The following is a 19,283-nucleotide window of genomic DNA, read 5'->3' as shown; positions in this document are numbered from 1 at the left end:
TACGTGAGATAGCACTTAGACATTTTTGCACGGCTTCAACATCCTTGCAGTCCCCATGTCAATCAAGGGCTTGAATAACAAAAAAACCTTATTCATCAAGGCTTTTTGGAGGATACGTTATTTGCATGGGAAGTCCTGTTTCATCCATCTCCGTGACCCTGGGGACTGCCTGTATATGGCCTCTACTCAGCAGCGCGGAAATAGCTAGCACCAGCGCATCCACAATATCATCCCTTGCCACAGCCTTCCGTGAATAAGCTGCCAATGTGTGTTGGACGATCGTTCGGGCTTGGGGGTACAACATCTCTAAAAGCTTTATGCGTTCTTCATAACCTGCTTCGGTCTGCTTGTTATGCAGCATCGGTGCGCCTGACAATGTGGTGAAGCATAGCTCCGGATGCGACTCTCGCAGCTTCTTTGGAGCTATCGGATTGATCTGCAGCAGCTGGTCGAGCTCCCGGATTTTGGGAATGATAAACCAGGCTTGCTTGGATAACCCACGGGATGTCAGTTGTTTACTAAGCGCATTGGCATCACTATACGAAGACAGATCAAGCAGCTCACGAATTGGTGCCGAAAAAATACTTGAAGCCCTCTTAGGCCGCAGTAGCTGTCGGGCTTCTCGATCACATGACCTCACTCCATTCTCACAGGAAGGCAGTCCTATCGGCATATCGATCAACAGCAGCTTCGCATCGCCATAGTCCCTCCACAGCTCATTCAGCTCTGCATATACCTTCGCCGTCCAATTCCCCTCTGTTGAAAGTATAACGGTCATCCAGCCTGCTTTACACCCATCAATGCCTACAAAACTTTGTATGGTCATCTCTATTAACCTTCTTATCTTTTTATCTTTGTAATTATCAAGATGTGACGATGTTTGTCCGTTACCTAAATCTCATATCTAGCATTAACTATAGCAGATTACCAATAAAGGAGGTGAATCTGATGGCAGTTCATACTGACTTGGTTACCATACGCTTCCGCCATAACACCTCACGGGTACCGATTATTACGGGATTTTGCGTGATCGGCAGCGCATCGCCCTGTCGCAATCTGCTAGTCATCAACGGCTCGGTACGACGAGTCAGCAGATGCTTGCGACGCAACGGCTTTGTCCTGCTCAGCAGTCATCGCAACAGCTTGTTGTTTCGGCGCACTCGTCACACACCATCCTGTTAATAGACCAAAAAACCGGTCCCCTTTATTTGAAGGAGAGCCGGTTTTTCAATGTGATGCGTCGCTACCTAACTCCAAGCCATACCATTCTTGGTGAAATTGCTCCAGAAACTGCTCCATCACACGATGTCTATCCTCCGCAATCCGTTTGGCGCTATCGGTATTCATCAAATTTTTCAATTTCAGCAGCTTCTCATCAAAATGTGCAATCGCTGTAGATTTGCCGCTGCGATAAGCTTCTGCTGTTATCTCCTTACGCGGAGACAGCTCTGGATCATGAATAAGCTGTCCTTTCCAGCCTGAATAGGCAAATGTCCGTGCTATACCAATAGCTCCAATCGCATCCAGACGATCGGCGTCCTGCACGACCTGTGCCTCTATCGATACGACCGGAGGGTTATGCCCGCCTTTATATGAAATACTTCCTATAATATCCATAACCTGATGGACGACTGCAGACGCGAGCTCCTGTGCAGCCAGCCAATCGTTAACCTTGGCCATCCCGGCCGCCAGTGATGGATTCAGCTTCTCATCGGCTACGTCATGAAGTAAAGCGGCTAACTCACAGATGAACACATCTGCGCCTTCTTTGCTGGCAAGAAGGACTGCCATTCGGGTTACCCGATCAATGTGCCACCAATCATGACCACTGGAATCATCTCCAAGCTGTTCCCTCGCAAATCGTCTTGCTTCGTCTATTACATGCTGCTGATCCATAGTTATCCTCTTTTCATCCTATTTATGATCTTTCCCGGTACAACCATCCAAACGAACAAATACATAAGCGCATATGGTAAAGAAGTATAAATTACCGTATCCGTGCAACTAGGATCGACAGGGAGTGAGCGTATCGTGGCAAGTGGCGTCGTAGACATTCAGGTCTCCAAAGAATTGGCTGAGAACACGATGGTTATTATTTATAATTGCGAGGGCGGGTTGCCCAACGATCTTCACCTCATTCGCGACGGATATGAGGTCACTCTACAGCGAGCCGATCTCGAAGGCAAAGTAAGAGTCGTTCACGAACAAGGAAGCGACTGCTCGTTTAACTATATCGAAGTTGATCCACTGACTGCAAGAAAATTCCGTATGCGTCACGGCAGCCGATTTACACTGAACTACGATCCGAACGTTAACCGACTTCGGATTCGTAGAATCACGACCAGCCAGGCTCATGGTTTTCTTGTATCGGAACCGCGCAAGCATCGGGATGGCAGTATCATTATCGGCTATACGTTATTGAGCTGGCTCGGTATACCAAGTACACCCAATATGGTCATTACCGTAGCTAATGGGTCCATCAGCAAGAAGCTGAAGGTTGTCATCCCGGAAAACGAACTGGAAACCGATTTTCGCCTTACCCCCATCAATATGCGAAGGTTCGGACTGAGACCCGGCAAAAAATGGGGTCTGGTTTACAATCAGTTGACCCAAACCATGAAGGTTATGCCTGTGGCCGCAACGGCTTCCCGCCGAATAAGGCCCAGGCTTACCAAACCCACAAGACGTCGATAGTTCAAATCGCAGGCTGCCTTTCCGTACCAGACCTATTCGCTCAACATGGGATTACTCGCATTCATTCATGAATATTGTTGCGTTAATGAGCTTCAGTCCGTCGCTGTTCTACTGGTTGTCGAACCACGACGGGCTTATTTGTCACGACCTTGACAACCGCCGTTACAATCATCGCGATGATTGAACCGTACAAGGCAACCGCCATATCATGCTGCGCATCCCAAGGATCACCCTGCGTACCAAGAAATAAAGTACCAATGTCAGGTGCCACGATAAAAGCCGTCCACATTTCGATCAGTTCATAGAACGCTCCACTCCCAAGCACCAACGCTGGAGTCAAATAATACGCCCATGAGCCGCTTGGCTTCATCAGTCTTATGATCAGCTCACGAATCGGATAGGCGATCAATAAGCCATAGCAAAAATGAACTACCCGATCGTACTCATCTCTTGGAAATTCAAACAGTGAATGGATCAGCTTATCCACCGGATTTGTGTTATATGAATAATGAGCACCAAACGTGTGCAGGGCAAGAAACAGCACGATCTGCAAGTAAGACAAATTGGTAAAATGAAACCCGCGATACGTTACCAGCAGCGTCACACCAGCAGCGAAAATCAGCAGGTTTTCCAGCCACCAGCCAAAGCTGTTGTAAGGTTCGATCGACATCCATACCCAGAATATCACATAACTAATGATAAGTCCCTGCAGCAGCCCATTACGTCTGAATGGGATTTGATCATTGATAAACAGCTGATGAAGCATTGTTGATTCCCCCTCTATCTCTCACACATCTACTATTTCTGTTTCTTCATTATACATAACCTACCCATTATATGGTATTCAGGGACGAGCCTCTGTGGTATCCTTAGGAAAATCGGATTTAAGAGGAAGAGATCAGATGAAATCAAGACTGAAATACAACATTTGCTTCATTAAACAAGGCGATCACATTTTATTGTTAAATAGAGAAAAGCCCAGTTGGATGGGCTGCTGGAACGGTGTTGGTGGTAAGCTGGAGCCGGAGGAATCTCCCACACAATCGATGATTCGTGAGATCAGCGAGGAGGCAAATTTGACAGAAGCTGATTATGAGCTTTTCTATAAAGGGATTGTAACCTGGACAGTGGATGGTCAAGATTTGGGCGGTATGTACTTGTATGCAGCCGAATTGCCGACACAATTCCCCTACCCCACTCCGATCAAAACTACAGAGGGTATTTTAGACTGGAAGCAGCTCGATTGGATCCTGAATCCTCGAAACCAAGGAGTAGCTTCGAATATTCCTATATTTTTAAATGCTCTGATTTACGATCCTGCTTGTTATGAACATCATTGTGTCTATAGCGACGGAAAGCTGATTCGTCACAATTCAACTCCCATCAAGATGGTTGCAGAACAGCTAGAAGCATTCAGGCACTAACAGACAGACAAAACAGACAGCTTTCGCTGTCTGCCCTATTTCTCTATGTGTATGAAACTAATTGGCTTGCATTAGCGCTCCTGCAGCACCGTCATAAGTCGTTTAACTTCACCAGTCGGGGTTGCAATCGTTTCGTACACGTTGATACTCAGCGGATATTCCTGCTCGTCAGTGCGCAGGTTATCGAAGGTAATAAACTGCATACCGCTCACCAATCGGTTAACCCCAGTAAAATTCAAGGTCTTGACCGATAACAGCTTGCCTGTTGGATCTATAAGCTCCAGCGACATTTTGGAAAAGTCTTTATCGACAATCATCTTCTCCTCGCGCTCAATGTCAAGGCTAAGCTTAAGCCTGTACGTATAAGTAATCGGTGATGTAGCAGAAGGTGCGCTTGTACGGGCCATCAGGGACCAGTCGTTGAGCTTCACCTGGAATGGATAAAAGGATAATTTCTCCGCATCCATAACATCCTGCTGCAAAGCAACGACGTAAGCGCCGATCGTATTGGTCACTGAAGCTGCTGTTGCCATACTAGCTGCTGCCGTTGTGGAAACTTTGGTATCAAGTATTTTTAATACAAACGTACGATCCTTCATATCTATCGGCATCCGATAGGAATAGCTCAATATATAAGCAGTTCCCGGCATAATATCCTGCGCGGTTGTCGTTTGTCGGCTACCGCTGTATGCAGCACCGGATTCGGTCTCCAGCTTTGTTTGAAAAACAGGCAAGGGCAGTGGTTGATCTCCGTTATTGCTTAGCTTGAATTTACCGATCACCGTATTGTAGCCTTCTCCCTCATTCTCATGCATGTGCATCTCAACCAACGAAACGGACATATGAGGGTCTATCGTATCTGACAAGCTGTCAAAAGAAAAGTCAGTGCCATACTGATAAGTCAAGCTTTGCACCGGAAGATCAGCCTGACCGCCTTGCGGCAGCGCAATATTCAATCTGCCAATCGTATAACCTACTTGTGCAACTGCTCCTTTGGCGTCCATCTGTCTGAAGCTTTCTGAGCTTAGTACATTCAAGCTGCTTAATACCGTATCTTTGTCTGTTGGAATCTGAAAATACAGATAACGCTTTTCTCCCGGCTCCAACGTGATGGCGCTCTGTTCCGTATTTACTCCGTTAAATAAAGTCGTGTTTACTCCAGCAGCACCGACTCTGCCATCCATACCAAGTAACGGTAACATTTCTTTTTTCGTAGAACGATTTTCCACCAGCAGCTTTACCGTATGGATGGTGCCTTTTGGAGTGCTTTCTTTATGGATCGCTGCCGGCTTATAAATCAACGGTGAATCGATATTCGGAATTTGGAAGGATTCATCCCATGTCTTCTTGGCAGATGGGTCTTGTATGGAGGATAACGCGCCATTCCAGCTGCGTCCCGATACAGGGATGGTCAACAGCTCTGTTTCCGTCTTCGGATATGTATACCAATCCACAGATAGCCACACAAGCTCCTTCAATTCAAACGTATCCTTACGATCGACCACGGCCATATAGCTAAGCTCTTCATTGGTTTGAGGACGGATGGCATGAGCATTAAATACGCTGGCTTGAAGCGTATACTCGGAGCCATCAGCCGCTCTCACTCTCAGCTCCATATCCGGTATGCTTACCACTTTGGAAGCCGTGCTTTTCGCACGCACCACAACGGCAACTCGTTGTCCTTCCGAGGTCGTTTCGTTCAGCACACTTTTAATCTCTATCTTTAAAGTATCATTTAATAGATAAGAGTTCGGCTTGGTTATTGAAATCCCTTCAGCATCTATCGGTATAATTGTCGCTGCGGGTTCTGCAGCTTCAGCCCCAACCGGAGGAATAAAGTGAAACAAGGAAAGGGTAAAGCCTACCGCAACTGCTGCAAATTTCATTTTTCTGCTCATGCTGTAATCTCCTTCATCTTGTTATTCAAACTCAGCTTGCGGTTTTCTTTTATGATCATCAGACCGACACCTAAGGACAGCACACCCAGCATCAGAACAAGCACGCCGATTTCACTGGCATAATAAGTCAAGCTTCCACCACGATAACCGATGCCACGGATAAATTTGAATAGCCATGTAAGAGGAAGCAGACTGCCCAGCACTTGTGCCGAGTGAGGCAGCATTATTGAGGCCACCTGAAAGCCTGATAGCATAAAGGATGGATATACAATAGGATACGTTCGTAAGGTAACCTTGGCAGGATCTGCGGCCGTCCAACCGACGAGCATTCCGATAACGGTCACTACGAGTGTATAAAGAATCAACGGTACGAGAAACGCCAGCGGACTGCCGGCAAATCGTAAGCCCCCAAGCTGCTTCAACACTCCGAATACAAGAAGCAAGCTGATGGTTGAGCTCATCGCATAAGGCAGCACTCTCAGCCATAAGCCGATTGGACGCGTGAGCTCCTCTTGCAGTTTACCCTCAAGGCGTAATCGCGGTACAATCGCAGCAGCTCCGCCAATTGTAATTCCAAGCGCCGTTACATTTACGAATCCGATAACCATGAATGCGATAAAATCGGATGTCGGATTGTACAGCAGCCTTTGCTGCATCGAAAGAGGGGCAATAATCGCAGCTGCAGCTTCATCCGATACGCCCATCGCTTTCAGCTTGCCCATCGAGGTAGTCGTGTTCTCCACGGTGAACAGCTCCTGAACTCCATTACGGATATTGCTTACCGCAGCAGGCATCGAATTGTCGATCAAAACCCCCACATTCACCTGCTTGCCCTGAAGTCGAAGCTGCTCCATCCCACGAGGCAAATAAATGACTGCCATATAAGCTTCATTCGCCATCAAAGTATCCGGTGTTACTGCATAGTGAAACACATCGACGACATTCATATATTGAGAGGCATTGATTTTATCTGTAAATTGTCTGCTGTACAAGCTGTTATCTTCATCCACCACAGCAATTGGAGCCTCATTGATCTGGCTGTTTTGAAACAAGTAACCAAACAGCGCCGATACGAGCAGTGGAACGATTAATATAATAAGTACAAACTTGCCTTGCAGCACAAATCTCCATTCATCGAGCAGCGATTTCATCTATATGCACCTCCGCCGTCATCCCGGGGAGTAATTTATCGATCCGATCCACCTCAATGCGGGCTTGAAACATTGTCAGATCAGCTGTTCCTTTCTCCCGACTCATCCTTAATCCCGCAAACTGAGGAGCGGCTGTGACAAATTGAATTCGTCCAGTTAATTGATCAGGAAGTGCTGCAAAACGTACCGGAACCGTGCCTTCTGGCTGCAGCTTCGTCACCTGGCGCTCATCTACATACATATCAAAATACAATTTACCGGTTTCCAGCACGATTAATGGAGTCCCCGATCCTACATTTTCGCCTGCTTTGGGAATAATTCTGGCCACTTTGCCATCAACAGGGGCTTTCAATACCATTCTTTCCTTTTGCACCTGCAGGGATTGTAAAAGAATATTTTGCTGCTCCTGCTGCTTGATCAGTGCATCCAAACCTATTCGTTGATTCGTAATGTCCTGCCCCGTCAGCATATTCTGCTCCAATATCGCATTGGCTTTATCTGTCAATAACGCTGCCTGCTGCTTATCCTGCTGAGAAGCACCATTGAGCATTTTGTTTAAAGCCTGCTGCTGCTGGTCCCGCGCGTTTTCCAAGGTGGACAGCTGACTGCGTGCATTTTCCAATGCATCGCGATGGTCCTTATAAGCGTATGGATTGTTATCATATGTATCTTCGATATTGAGCAATTGATTGTACAGCTTCAACGCGTGGGTATGTGCTTCGGTTGCTGCCGCTACTGCGAGCTTCTGACGTTCGATATCCTCCGAGCGCGCGCCTTCAAGCACCTGCTCCTGTGAGGTCCTGGCCTGCTCCACCCCAATTTGCGCCTGCTTCAGTGCATTGCCCAGCTTATCCTGTGCGACATTCAACGCATCTTCACTTTGTTTTACCTTGATGGCTGTCACCTCTATGTCCGCCTGCGCCTTTTGCAGCTGTAAATCGATATCCGTTGGGTCCAGCGTCATCAGTACATCGCCTTTGCTTACCTTCATTTCTTCCTTTGCCGCCAAATCAATGATTTTGCCACCCACGCCTTGAAACGACACATTAACCTGCTCCGCCGTCAACAAACTCCCCTTATGGTTTGCCGCCAGAGACACTGCATCCTTTCCCTCGGCAGCGAGCAGGTATCCTCCGCCCCCTAGTGCTGCGCCCAATACCAGCAATAGTATCAAATTCCGTTTCATACAATTCCTTCTCCCCTCATGATGACTAGTGTGCAGCCTGCAATCCCTTGAAAATAAATCGGAGCGTATGCTCGACTACTTCTTCCAACTCATCCTTGTCCTTGATATCATCCTGCACAAACACCGGGTCGAAAAAAGAGTGGACACGCGAAAAAATTAACGTACCTACAATAAAATTCAGCGTATGCCTCAATGATTCATACTCAAATTGTCCCTGCTCTTTCCCCGATATCAATATTTCCCTCAAAGGCATCCATAAAGCAAACACACATTTCTGCAGTTTTTCCGCTCTCGGACTTTGCATCATAATTTCCTGCTGTAATATATTGATCAGCTCCGGCTCCTCCCTACGAAATCGTACGAATTCTGTAATAAACCTCCGTAAATCCTGTTCAGGATCAGACAATACGAAAGGCTCCTGCAAAAATTGCGGTGCAAATGTATCATACAAAGCCAACAGTACGTTCTCCTTGCCGCCAAAATGATACGATACCAACGCTAACGCAACACCCGCTTGATCACAGATTTGACGAACCGTTGTCCCCTCAAAGCCTTTTTGAGCAAACAGCACCTTCGCTCCATCCAAAATTTTCAGTTTTACATCCTTGCTATCCTGCATCATTTCAGCCTCCTTTGATCTATCAAATATCATACATAGTATAAATGTTGAACATTTGTTTTAAACAAATGTTTTGAACGTTTGTTCAAATTGCTTATAATTGGATAATACACCCGTTGATGCCCCGTGTCAATCTATAAATCAGCATAAAAAAAGAAGCACTCCATAGCTTTTATGGTAGGTGCTTCTGCTTGGTCAATGCCGCGGATATCTTCTCCAGCAATCGGTTCAGGTCAATCGGCTTCGTGTCAAAATCATCACAGCCAGCTGCGTATGCCTTTTCCTGATCTGATATCATCGCATGGGCAGTTAAAGCAATGACTGGTATATCCCTCAGCTCCGGGGATTGCTTCAGAATCCGAATAGCCTCCCAACCATCCAGTACGGGCAGGCTCAAATCCATCAAAATCAGATCAGGGTGTTCCAGAGCGGCGCGTTCAATACCTTGTTGACCATCCTCCGCTATAAGGACCCGATAATCCTTGCGGATTAAACGTCTGGATAGCATATCGCGATTCATCTCGTTGTCTTCGACCAAAAGAATAGTATGCATACGAGACTCCTTAATCATAATAAATTCATTATTCGCCAGCACTAACACTATATAGAATCACGGTCTCTTAGCTTGGATCCTGTGGGGGTCCGGGAATCAGTCCGCGAATCTCTGCTATTAGTGAATCCCTATCGAACGTTCCTTTTTGCAAAATATCCTTCACATAACCATTCAGCTTCAAACGGTCCTCTGCAGTAACTGCTTTCGCTGTTACTACAACAATGGGAATATGACACCACTTCTCGCGCTCACGCAGCTCAGAGAGAAATTGAAAACCGTCCATATCCGGCATCATCAGATCCAAGAGAATCAAATCAGGGATTTTGTTCTCCATGCCATTCAGCGCAGTCCGTCCGTTATTAGCCTGGCTTACGTCATAGCCTTCTTTGGTTAACATTTTGGTCATCATTTCACTTGAAACCACATCGTCCTCAATGACCAATACGGAATGATCCTGATGATTCGAAACAAATTTGTCCAATACCTTGATCATCTGCTCCCGATTCACCGGCTTATTCAAAAATTCGGATGCACCCAATGAATAGGCCAAATGCTTGTCATTCGTTAATGAGAGGATAATAACAGGTATATTTTGCAAATCGGGATCATTCTTGAGTAAGGAAAGTACAGTCCATCCGTCCATGCTTGGCATCAAAATATCCAGACAGATTACCTTCGGACGAATTTTTCTGGCAAGACTCAGACCTTCCTGCCCACTTTCAGCAAACGCTAATGTCCAGCCTTCCTTGGCCAAATACCGTCGCATCAGCTGCTGGTTGGCAGGCTCATCGTCAATGAGAAGGATGCTCGCTTGCTCAAGCTCCATTGGCAGCTGATTCAGGAATGCCGGTGATGCAGAATCAGCCTGCGCAGAAGCCTGGAGGGGAAGCCAGCAAGTGAAGGCACTTCCCTGACCGAGCTCACTGCGAACGGATATCGTTCCTCCCATTAATTCGCAGAACCGTTGGCTGATCGCTAAACCGAGTCCAGTCCCGCCATATTTACGGGTTGTCGACGAATCCGCTTGTGTGAATGGTTGAAACAGCTTGTCTATCTGCTCAGATGTCATGCCGATTCCCGTATCTCTGACGCTAAAGGAGCAGCCTGGACGATCATCTCGGGTTTCATAGCTAACCTCGATATACACAGTACCTTCTTTAGTAAACTTGGCTGCATTACTTAATAAATTAAATAAAATTTGTCTTAGCTTCGTTACATCACTTATAATCTCGCCTTCAACATTATGAATCTCCACACGATTTCCATTCGCTTCCACCAGTGGCCTCACCGTAGTCATGACATCATGAATCAAGCTTGTCAGATCACAGGGTTCAAAATACATATCCATCTTACCGGCTTCAATTTTCGAAATATCGAGTATATCATTTATCAGCTCAAGCAGATGTTTGCCCGACTTGTTGATTCTCCCCAGATCCTCCACGAAGACCAATTCACCGATTTCCTCCGCTTCTTCCATCAGCATTTCACTATAACCGATAATCGCATTGAGAGGTGTCCTCAGCTCATGGCTCATGTTTGCAAGAAATTGGCTCTTGATCATATTCGCTTGAATAGCTTCATCATGGGCTCTTCCCAGCTCCGCTGTGCGCTCGGCGACGAGGTCTTCCAGATTGTCATTCAACCGTCGCAGTTCCTGATTGATGTAATAAATTTCACGAGTTTTTTGCTCCGTTATTTTTTCGGCTTCCTTTCGGGCGGCTTTTTCTCGTTCGAGCTGTCTGCGAAGCATCGCAATTTCATCCATGAGATTTCACCCCCGCTTTGTTAAAGTAAATCGGGCAGTATTCACCGTACCATTTGATAAATCTTCCCGTTGGATGTCCACAGCTTCGCCGTAATGCTGGATGGAACCAAGAATTAAACCCTCAGCAAGATCAGCGAACGGACGAGATGAACGATAGATCATTACCAATTCGTCGGGACCGCTAGTTTCATATTGGAACCCGGGCAGCTCGGCATCCGGATACAGCTTCAGCACCTCGACATGAATATAGCTGTCAACCTTTAACAAGAAATCGAACAAGGTCCGGTTCGTATTTACAAATTGCGGATACATTTCAACCAATTGAACGAACAAATATTCACCAAATACTTTAACCAAATCAGCAACAGGTATGCCCGATTGCTCACTGAGCATAACAACAAGCTGAATCATTTCGCTGTGATCATACGTACCTAAAGTTGTATAGCTTCCTCCGGAAGGCAATTGAGCATTGGTGATGATCGTATCCAGCATTTTCAAAGAAAACTTTTGCTCTACCATTTCAATAAATGCCGTGAACACAATCCCCTTCATTTATACAACCTCCTCGTTACAAAAGTTAACAGCGCTATCGTGAAATAAATCAATGAATACATCCACAATCTGTGGGTCAAAATGTTTCCCGCGCTGACTTTTCACTTCAGTGATCGCTTCCTGAGACGTCCACGTTTTTTTGTAAGGACGTTCATGCGTCAATGCATCATAGAAATCAGCAAGCGCAACAATTCGTGCTTCTATTGGAATAGCCTCACCGCTTAATCCTTGGGGATACCCAGTTCCGTCCCATTTTTCATGATGTGAGCCGGCAATAATTTCTGCCATTTTCAAAACCGCAAAGTAGCTTCCTTCCAAAATACTGGCGCCGATGGTCGTATGCAGCTTCATCCGTTCGAACTCCTCAGGCTCAAAGCGACCCGGCTTCAGCAGCAGCTCATCGGGAATACCGATTTTACCGATATCATGCAGCGGCGCTGCCATTCGGATCATCTCCACCTGCCGAGCAGGAAGTCCCAATCGATCAGCAATCAAGCCCGACAGCCGCCCAACTCGTTGTGTATGCTGACCGGTCATATCGTCACGATACTCTGAAGCGCGGCCAAGCAATTGCAAGATTTCGGCTTTCGCTTGCCGCAGCTCTTTCATTCGCTCCTGTACGCGCTCCTCAAGCAGCTCGTTCTGCTGCTGAAGCTGCAGATGAAGATATCTCGTTCTTAACAAATTATGAATACGAAGAACAACCTCGGCTCGATCAAACGGCTTGGTCAGAAAATCGTTAGCACCCGCTTGCAGCGCCCTTTTCTTGGCCTCTGGCGTAATATCAGCTGTAAGCACAAGAACGGGTAAATAGCTGTCTTCATGGGTATATTCACGAATCAATCTCAATACCTCAAACCCATCGATTTCCGGCATATGCAAGTCAAGCAGCACAATATCCGGGTCCATCTTCTCGATTAATGGCACAGTCTGATGAGGGTCCGTGCTGCTGTGCAGGTTCTTGTATCCTGCACGATCCAGAATCCGTTCCAGGAGACTAAGATTATATTCCTGATCATCTACAATTAATATTTTTGCCTGCTTAAGGCTTTCTTCGACCATACTTTCGCTCCATTCGGTTGTTCACTAGCCTGCAGATTCTGTATTCTCATCGGTACAAAAAAGGCCTGCTCCACATCACCAGCCGATAAAGGTTTACTGTAGTAAAAGCCCTGTATTTCCTGACATTCATTATCCAGTAATATCTCAAGCTGATCCTTAGTCTCAATACCTTCTGCAATCACTTCCATATTAAGATGTCTCGCCATTGATATAATGGTAGCTACAATCGCTTTATCATTATCATCACTCGTAATATCGGTAATAAAGGAACGATCGATTTTGAGCTTGTGAATCGGAAAAAGCTTCAAATAGCTTAATGAGCTGTAGCCTGTCCCAAAATCATCGAGGCTGATTCGAATGCCGCTCCCACTCAATTCATTCAAAATCTCTGAAGATATCGAAGCGTCCATCATCATGCTTTCCGTTATTTCCAGCTCCAGATATTGGGGCTCAAGGCGTGTATCTTCGAGAATTTTCCTGATCTGTGAAACCAGATTCGTCTGATGGAACTGCTGAGAGGACAAGTTTACGGAAACAGGAATCAATGGCCCTCCAGCATCATGCCAGGCCCGCATCTGTGTACAAGCCTCACGTAATACCCATGATCCAAGTTCATAGATCATTCCCGTCTCCTCGGCAATGGAGATAAACATTCCCGGGGACAGCATACCTTTGGTCGGATGCATCCATCTTACCAAGGCTTCCACACCTATCATATGATTATCACTCGGACGAATTTGCGGCTGATAGTACAGCAGAAACTCGTTACGCTCGATAGCTTTTCGCAAATCGCTTTCCAGCTCTATTTTTTCCTGAAGCTCGAAATCCAGCTTACTGGTGAACATGAAGTATCCATTTTTCCCGTTCTTCTTAACTTCGTACATCGCCGTATCTGCATTTTTGAGCAACTGCACATCATCCGATCCATGCTGCGGATAGAGAGCAATACCAATACTCGCCGTTATGTAGAAATCATTGTCCTTAAGATGGTAAGGCAGTTGTACAGCCTGGATAATTCGTTCTGCAATCTCAATCGATTTACTTTCATCATAGCTATGATCGCATACCAGGGTAAATTCGTCACCACCGATTCGAGCCAGTGTCACTTTATAGTTTTCTACGCTCTTGCGAATACGCTCACACATTTCTTGCAGAAAAATATCGCCGTAGGTATGGCCCAATGAATCATTTATCATCTTAAACCGATCAATATCCAACACCATAACCGCAAAATTCAAATCCGTTCCCTTAGTCGCCTCGATGGCTTCTGCAAGCACTTGATTGAACCTTCTCCGGTTCGGCAATCCCGTCAGCTCATCATGATAAGCAAGATGCTGCACCTTTTCCTTGGATTGTTTCTCTTCAGTAATGTCCTTCGCGATAATATGATTGCCGACAAGTCTTCCCTTAATCTCTACAGGCACGTTAATAATGCTCAAATCGACCCGTTTACCATTAGCCATCAATGCAGTTTCATAGCTTTGCGGCTGCTTCTTGAACGATTCATAATAAAAATTTTTCGTGTTTTCCCTTTCCTCTTCTGCAATTTGCAAACCGATAAGCGATATATGCTTATTAATGAAGTCCGCTTCGTTTAGCCCTGTTATTCGGGTCACAGCAGGGTTAAAGCCCATAATATTACCATGAATATCCACCGATACAATGCCATTAGAGTTATTCTCATACAGAGAATGGTACCATCTTTCGTGTTCCAAAATCGTTGAATCTTTAGATGATAATCGTTTATTCACATAAATACCGAACAGTGTGAATCCAATGGTAACCAGCGTACCTGCCGCAATGATATAAGCCAGAATCCCCTGCTCGATCTGCATGCCTGATGCAATCACCGTTTTTTCCCCATGATAGAATTCAGCCGCTGCCATTCCGATATAATGCATGCCAGCTATTGCCGCTCCCATCACGAGTCCGCTTATCAACTTATAAAGAACGATATAGCGGGACTTATTCTCGCGAAAATAAAATAGCAGCCAAAGCGCCGCGCTAGAGGCTACGGCAGCTACCAGTATAGAAATACCAACCAACCAGAAATTGTATGTAATATCAACCATCATTGCAGCCATCCCGATATAATGCATGCCACAAATACCTGCAGCCATACATGCACCGCCAGTGACCAATTGACGGACTCTCTGTTCATTATTACTAACGATATACAAGGCAATATACGAAGCTGCTATAGCCAGGACAACGGATAACACGACAAGCTCGGTATGGTAGGTAACCTCCATCTGTAAAGAAAATGCCAGCATTCCGACAAAATGCATAGACCAGATACCCAATCCCATTAAGCTGGCTCCACAAATTAACCAAAGAGCCCGTGCTTTTCCCTTAGTGAAGCTAATAGTTCCAGCCAAATCCAATGCAGAATAAGAGGCTGCTCCTGCTATTATATAAGAAATAATAACGATTAGCGGGTTGTAAGTTCCATGAAGATGTTCCATTCTGTTCCCCTTTCAAAAAAGCACATACTAAAATCCATTATACACGATGAATCTAAAAAATTTCTGAAAATTTAACTTAAATTTTAGCAAAAAAAAGACTGCTCCATAGTCTCATAGACTCTTGGAACAGCCTTGCAATTTGTATTCATACTCTTTTCAGACGTACAAGGAAACTTTGGTAATCCCCCTGTAATGATGGTAAGCTGAAACCTCCATACATCAGTTCGTCGCCGCCATATACTTCATCGGTACCCAACCAGGTATATTGAGCGTCTGCATCTAGACCTTTAAGCTTGATGCGCTCTGTCGGCTCATTAGGCTCACATAAAATTTGGAAATAGCAGACCAAGCAATCCTGCCCATCCGTGGATACAAACATCCAGGCAGCAGTATTCCCTTCAAAGGGGCTTAACAGCCGATAAAAAGAACCAAATTGAACGAATTGACGCAGCTCTTTATACATGGCTACCTGCTGCTTCGCTAGCTCTCGTTCACCTGGCGTAAACTTCGTTAGATCCAGTTCATAGCCAAAGTTTCCTGACATCGCGACATCCCCCCGCATTTGCAGTGAGGTGTTGCGATGTACTTGATGGTTAGGAATTGCTGACACATGGGCTCCCATCGAGCTGATCGGATAGACGATACTCGTCCCATACTGGATTTTCAAGCGGGTCACCGCATCGGTGTTGTCACTTGTCCAGGTTTGGGGCATATAATGCAAAATTCCTGGATCGAACCGTCCTCCGCCACCCGAGCAGCTCTCGAACAAAATATGTGGGAAAGCAGACGTGATACGCTCCATCACCGAATATAGACCAAGCATGTAGCGGTGAGCCGTTTCTCTTTGGCGCTCGGGAGGCAATGAAGCCGAGCCGATTTCGGTCATAGATCGGTTCATATCCCATTTGACATAAGTGATTGGAGCACTGTTAAGTACACCCGATACCGAATTCACGATATAATCACAAACCTCGGAACGCGATAAATCGAGAATCAGTTGATTCCTTCCCTCGGATCTCGTTCGATTCGGTACATGCAAGCACCAGTCTGGGTGCGCCCGATACAGCTCACTTTCGACAGAAACCATTTCAGGCTCGAACCATAAACCGAACTGCATGTCCAGCTTGGTGATTCGCTCAGCCAGGTTCCCTAAACCTTCGGGGAGCTTCTCCAGATTAACAAACCAATCGCCTAAAGAGGTTTTATCATTGTTGCGCTGTCCGAACCAACCGTCATCGAGCACAAACAGCTCAATCCCGAGCTCTTTGCCGGCTTTTGCGATTTGCTCGATCTGATCTGCCGTAAAGTCAAAATACGTCGCTTCCCAGTTATTGATCAATACAGGTCGTGACTGGTCACGGAATGTTCCCCTGCACAGCCGCGTGCGATATAACTCATGATATGTCTGTGACATTCCGCCAAGCCCGTTTGCAGAGTGAACCATCACCACTTCCGGCGTTTGAAAAGACTGCCCGGGCTCCAGCAGCCAGCTGAAATCAAATGGATTGATACCCATGCCTACACGTGTCGTATTAAATTGGTCTACTTCCACGGAGGCGAGAAAACCACCGCTGTACACAAGGCTGAATCCATACACGTCACCATGATCCTCTGTGGAGCCCTTCGCCAGCAAAGCAATGAATGGGTTCTGCTGATGACTGCTGCCACCGCGGCGGCTTTCAATGGATTGAGTGCCAGGGACGAGTGCTCTCTTCTCAACATACCGCTCACGTGCCCAAGCTCCTGATAGCTGCAGCAGGTCATAGCCGCTATCGGCCATATCGATACTCATGCTGAGCACACGCAGCACCTTGAGCGCTTGCAGTCCTTCGTTGATCAAACGAACTGAACGCGTAAGCACATTATGATTTTCATAAACCGTATAAGTTAATACCGCCTTGAGCTCAGTCAACTCATCTATCAAAGTGAGCTCAAGTGTCTGTGCTTCATCTGCATGCTCAACATAGGTTGAAGGAAGTCCGTCCAGAGTTGGCTTACCAGCTATAATACGGTGTGATTCGTACTTGAAATCCGTTATTGTGGAGCCATTCTCCAGCTGCAGCTGAATCGCAGGCTGACGGTAATCAGAATTTCCATAGGCCGGGTACTCCTGCGGCAGCCAGTCGAGTGAATAATTTCGATCAGCAGGATCCGGATTTGGAGAAAAGGACCGGTCTCTCCCGAGTTGAAGCCAATGTGTTGCTTTTAGATGATTTATTTTCCGGCCCCAGTACAAGTGGACCACGTAACCTGATTCCAATATTTGAAGGCCATAGCTCGTATCAGCAGCCTGAAGATGAAACAGCCGCTGTTCTGCATCAAATTGAATCCCCATGTGAACACACACCTTTTTATAAAAAATGATCTACAAGGAGTATCCTACAATGTTCGATCACATCTGTTAATGGATAATTGCAATGTCGTATGGACAAATGTAGGATTATCAACAAAAAAAGCCCGGAGCAGCGAGGCTCCAGGCTTGTGTACATCAATCTTATTTTTTACCCAATACATGAATCGGGTGTCCCAACAATACTTCAGCTGCATCCATCGTAATTTCACCCAATGAAGGATGTGCATGAATCGTAAGCGCGATATCCTCAACAGTAGCACCCAATTCGATGGCCAAAGCCAATTCGGCAATCAGGTTAGAGGCTTGCTTACCGACAACCTGTCCGCCCAAGAGCAGACCTGAATCCTTGTCACCGATCAGCTTTACAAAACCGTCAGAGGTATTCATCGTCAATGCACGGCCATTTACACCAAATGGGAACTTGCCCACAGCTGTATTTTTGCCTTGTGCCTTGGCTTCAGTTTCACTCAAGCCTACACTTGCAATTTCCGGATCAGAGAATACGACAGCTGGAATACATTTATAATCAATTACGCTTGGTTGTCCGGCAATGACTTCAGCCGCTACCTTACCTTCGTAAGAAGCCTTATGCGCCAAAGCAGGACCTGCGACGATATCACCAATTGCATAAATATGCGGAACATTAGTTTGGCATTTTTCGTTGATTTTGATCAAACCACGTTCACCCACTTCAACGCCTGCCAACTCAAGTGACAGATCGCCATCGGTGTTCGGGCGACGTCCAACGGTTACCAGCACGTATTGTGCAGTAACCTTTTTCTCCTCGCCTTTGACTGTGAAAGTAACGGTAACGTCTTTATCCGTTTGCTCGCAGCCTTGAGCCAAAGCTTCTGTGAATACCTCAACATTGCCTTTTTTCAAGCCACGGCCAACCAGATTGGATAGTTCCTTTTCAAAGCCTGGCAATATGGAGTCAGAGCCTTCCAGAACTGTAACCTTTGTACCCAGTCTCGAATACGTTTGTCCAAGCTCGATACCGATGTAGCCGCCGCCGATGACGATCATGCTTTCCGGAACCTCTTTTAGATCCAGCACTTCGGTGGAGGAAAGGATACGACCACCATAAGGGAATGCCTTTAATTCAATAGGACGCGAGCCTGTTGCAATGATGCAATCACTGAAGCGGAAACGAGCTGTTTCATTATCATTGAAGCAGCGGGCTTCATTTTCATTAATGAACAAGGCTTCGCCATTGAATACCTGAATATTGTTACCTTTGAGCAGTTGGCCTACGCCACCTGTCATCTTTTTCACAATACCGGATTTCCATTCCTGTACCTTTGTAAAATCAATCTTGACGCCTTCGGAAACAATCCCGATCGATGAGTTATGGCTTGCTGCCTCGAACTCTTCTGCAGCATGAATTAAAGCTTTGGATGGAATGCAGCCACGGTTTAAGCATACACCTCCGACTTCCGACTTATCTACGATCAGAACACTTTTACCCAGTTGAGCGGCACGAATAGCAGCCACATACCCACCGGGACCTGCACCGATGACCAACACGTCGATTTCTACAGATGCATCGCCTACTACCATT

The 19,283-nt window shown here is 46.1% G+C and carries 17 protein-coding genes; 3 read left to right on the top strand and 14 right to left on the bottom strand.

Features of this window, described 5'->3' with window-relative positions:
• Nucleotides 1-88: 88 nt before the first annotated feature.
• On the bottom strand, nucleotides 89-826 hold the full coding sequence (locus tag NST47_RS10930) for a DUF429 domain-containing protein (RefSeq protein ID WP_341155160.1): 738 nt from the start codon (nucleotides 824-826) through the stop codon (nucleotides 89-91).
• 122 nt (nucleotides 827-948) lie between these two features.
• Here NST47_RS10930 and NST47_RS10925 point away from each other — a divergent pair, with 122 nt between their 5' ends.
• Nucleotides 949-1,182 carry a hypothetical protein gene (locus tag NST47_RS10925; protein WP_262683000.1) on the top strand — a complete coding sequence of 78 codons (234 nt, stop codon included), beginning with the start codon at nucleotides 949-951 and terminating at the stop codon, nucleotides 1,180-1,182.
• 45 nt (nucleotides 1,183-1,227) lie between these two features.
• On the opposite strand, the gene NST47_RS10920 is transcribed toward NST47_RS10925, so the two are convergent.
• Nucleotides 1,228-1,896 (bottom strand): HD domain-containing protein, encoded by a 669-nt coding sequence (locus tag NST47_RS10920; RefSeq protein ID WP_341155159.1) that lies wholly within the window; start codon nucleotides 1,894-1,896, stop codon nucleotides 1,228-1,230.
• Between the two features lie 135 nt (nucleotides 1,897-2,031).
• On the opposite strand from NST47_RS10920, the gene NST47_RS10915 reads away from it, so the two are divergent.
• A complete protein-coding gene (locus tag NST47_RS10915; RefSeq protein ID WP_341155158.1) occupies nucleotides 2,032-2,694 on the top strand; it encodes a hypothetical protein in 663 nt (220 codons plus the stop codon).
• 82 nt (nucleotides 2,695-2,776) lie between these two features.
• Here NST47_RS10915 and NST47_RS10910 read toward each other — a convergent pair whose 3' ends face one another.
• A complete protein-coding gene (locus NST47_RS10910) occupies nucleotides 2,777-3,460 on the bottom strand; it encodes a DUF2238 domain-containing protein (protein ID WP_341155157.1) in 684 nt (227 codons plus the stop codon).
• A 136-nt stretch (nucleotides 3,461-3,596) separates the two neighbouring features.
• Here NST47_RS10910 and NST47_RS10905 point away from each other — a divergent pair, with 136 nt between their 5' ends.
• Nucleotides 3,597-4,118 (top strand): NUDIX hydrolase, encoded by a 522-nt coding sequence (locus NST47_RS10905; RefSeq protein WP_341155156.1) that lies wholly within the window; start codon nucleotides 3,597-3,599, stop codon nucleotides 4,116-4,118.
• Between the two features lie 71 nt (nucleotides 4,119-4,189).
• On the opposite strand, the gene NST47_RS10900 is transcribed toward NST47_RS10905, so the two are convergent.
• The 11 genes from NST47_RS10900 to lpdA all read right to left on the bottom strand — a co-directional run bounded on the left by NST47_RS10900 (nucleotide 4,190) and on the right by lpdA (nucleotide 19,282).
• The gene (locus NST47_RS10900; RefSeq protein WP_341155155.1) at nucleotides 4,190-6,016 is read right to left on the bottom strand and encodes a hypothetical protein; all 1,827 of its coding nucleotides are present in this window, start codon (nucleotides 6,014-6,016) and stop codon (nucleotides 4,190-4,192) included.
• Nucleotides 6,013-7,167: an ABC transporter permease gene (locus tag NST47_RS10895; RefSeq protein ID WP_341155154.1), complete on the bottom strand. Its 1,155-nt coding sequence runs from the start codon at nucleotides 7,165-7,167 to the stop codon at nucleotides 6,013-6,015. Before NST47_RS10895 ends, NST47_RS10900 begins: the two co-directional genes overlap by 4 nt.
• On the bottom strand, nucleotides 7,148-8,353 hold the full coding sequence (locus tag NST47_RS10890) for an HlyD family secretion protein (RefSeq protein WP_341155153.1): 1,206 nt from the start codon (nucleotides 8,351-8,353) through the stop codon (nucleotides 7,148-7,150). The genes NST47_RS10895 and NST47_RS10890 overlap by 20 nt, the downstream gene beginning before the upstream one ends.
• Nucleotides 8,354-8,378: 25 nt before the next feature.
• Nucleotides 8,379-8,972, bottom strand: a complete 594-nt coding sequence (locus NST47_RS10885; RefSeq protein WP_240414267.1) for a TetR/AcrR family transcriptional regulator — start codon at nucleotides 8,970-8,972, stop codon at nucleotides 8,379-8,381.
• Nucleotides 8,973-9,144: 172 nt separating this feature from the next.
• Entirely contained in the window at nucleotides 9,145-9,525 is a 381-nt protein-coding gene (locus tag NST47_RS10880) for a response regulator (protein ID WP_341155152.1), read from the bottom strand.
• A gap of 67 nt (nucleotides 9,526-9,592) precedes the next feature.
• Nucleotides 9,593-11,290: an ATP-binding response regulator gene (locus tag NST47_RS10875; protein ID WP_341155151.1), complete on the bottom strand. Its 1,698-nt coding sequence runs from the start codon at nucleotides 11,288-11,290 to the stop codon at nucleotides 9,593-9,595.
• A gap of 6 nt (nucleotides 11,291-11,296) precedes the next feature.
• Nucleotides 11,297-11,842 carry a heme NO-binding domain-containing protein gene (locus tag NST47_RS10870; protein WP_341155150.1) on the bottom strand — a complete coding sequence of 182 codons (546 nt, stop codon included), beginning with the start codon at nucleotides 11,840-11,842 and terminating at the stop codon, nucleotides 11,297-11,299.
• Nucleotides 11,843-12,904 carry an HD domain-containing phosphohydrolase gene (locus tag NST47_RS10865; RefSeq protein WP_341155149.1) on the bottom strand — a complete coding sequence of 354 codons (1,062 nt, stop codon included), beginning with the start codon at nucleotides 12,902-12,904 and terminating at the stop codon, nucleotides 11,843-11,845.
• Nucleotides 12,868-15,369 (bottom strand): EAL domain-containing protein, encoded by a 2,502-nt coding sequence (locus tag NST47_RS10860; RefSeq protein WP_341155148.1) that lies wholly within the window; start codon nucleotides 15,367-15,369, stop codon nucleotides 12,868-12,870. Before NST47_RS10860 ends, NST47_RS10865 begins: the two co-directional genes overlap by 37 nt.
• A 145-nt stretch (nucleotides 15,370-15,514) precedes the next feature.
• A complete protein-coding gene (locus tag NST47_RS10855; RefSeq protein WP_341155147.1) occupies nucleotides 15,515-17,704 on the bottom strand; it encodes an alpha-galactosidase in 2,190 nt (729 codons plus the stop codon).
• A gap of 159 nt (nucleotides 17,705-17,863) precedes the next feature.
• Nucleotides 17,864-19,282, bottom strand: a complete 1,419-nt coding sequence (lpdA, locus tag NST47_RS10850) for a dihydrolipoyl dehydrogenase (RefSeq protein WP_341155146.1) — start codon at nucleotides 19,280-19,282, stop codon at nucleotides 17,864-17,866.
• Nucleotide 19,283: the final 1 nt, after the last annotated feature.

This window comes from Paenibacillus sp. FSL H8-0034 (genome assembly GCF_038000305.1).
Lineage (GTDB): Bacteria > Bacillota > Bacilli > Paenibacillales > NBRC-103111 > Paenibacillus_S.
Note: the sequence above shows the minus strand (reverse complement) of the source record. Positions and strands in the feature narration are given on the sequence as shown.

Bases quoted from the DNA above. Each gene is read 5' to 3' on its own strand.
- NST47_RS10930 (WP_341155160.1), bottom strand. From the start codon at position 826: ATGACCATACAAAGTTTTGTAGGCATTGATGGGTGTAAAGCAGGCTGG.
- NST47_RS10925 (WP_262683000.1), top strand. From the start codon at position 949: ATGGCAGTTCATACTGACTTGGTTACCATACGCTTCCGCCATAACACC.
- NST47_RS10920 (WP_341155159.1), bottom strand. From the start codon at position 1,896: ATGGATCAGCAGCATGTAATAGACGAAGCAAGACGATTTGCGAGGGAA.
- NST47_RS10910 (WP_341155157.1), bottom strand. From the start codon at position 3,460: ATGCTTCATCAGCTGTTTATCAATGATCAAATCCCATTCAGACGTAAT.
- NST47_RS10905 (WP_341155156.1), top strand. From the start codon at position 3,597: ATGAAATCAAGACTGAAATACAACATTTGCTTCATTAAACAAGGCGAT.
- NST47_RS10900 (WP_341155155.1), bottom strand. From the start codon at position 6,016: ATGAGCAGAAAAATGAAATTTGCAGCAGTTGCGGTAGGCTTTACCCTT.
- NST47_RS10895 (WP_341155154.1), bottom strand. From the start codon at position 7,167: ATGAAATCGCTGCTCGATGAATGGAGATTTGTGCTGCAAGGCAAGTTT.
- NST47_RS10890 (WP_341155153.1), bottom strand. From the start codon at position 8,353: ATGAAACGGAATTTGATACTATTGCTGGTATTGGGCGCAGCACTAGGG.
- NST47_RS10885 (WP_240414267.1), bottom strand. From the start codon at position 8,972: ATGCAGGATAGCAAGGATGTAAAACTGAAAATTTTGGATGGAGCGAAG.
- NST47_RS10880 (WP_341155152.1), bottom strand. From the start codon at position 9,525: ATGCATACTATTCTTTTGGTCGAAGACAACGAGATGAATCGCGATATG.
- NST47_RS10875 (WP_341155151.1), bottom strand. From the start codon at position 11,290: ATGGATGAAATTGCGATGCTTCGCAGACAGCTCGAACGAGAAAAAGCC.
- NST47_RS10870 (WP_341155150.1), bottom strand. From the start codon at position 11,842: ATGAAGGGGATTGTGTTCACGGCATTTATTGAAATGGTAGAGCAAAAG.
- NST47_RS10865 (WP_341155149.1), bottom strand. From the start codon at position 12,904: ATGGTCGAAGAAAGCCTTAAGCAGGCAAAAATATTAATTGTAGATGAT.
- NST47_RS10860 (WP_341155148.1), bottom strand. From the start codon at position 15,369: ATGGAACATCTTCATGGAACTTACAACCCGCTAATCGTTATTATTTCT.
- NST47_RS10855 (WP_341155147.1), bottom strand. From the start codon at position 17,704: ATGGGGATTCAATTTGATGCAGAACAGCGGCTGTTTCATCTTCAGGCT.
- lpdA (WP_341155146.1), bottom strand. From the start codon at position 19,282: ATGGTAGTAGGCGATGCATCTGTAGAAATCGACGTGTTGGTCATCGGT.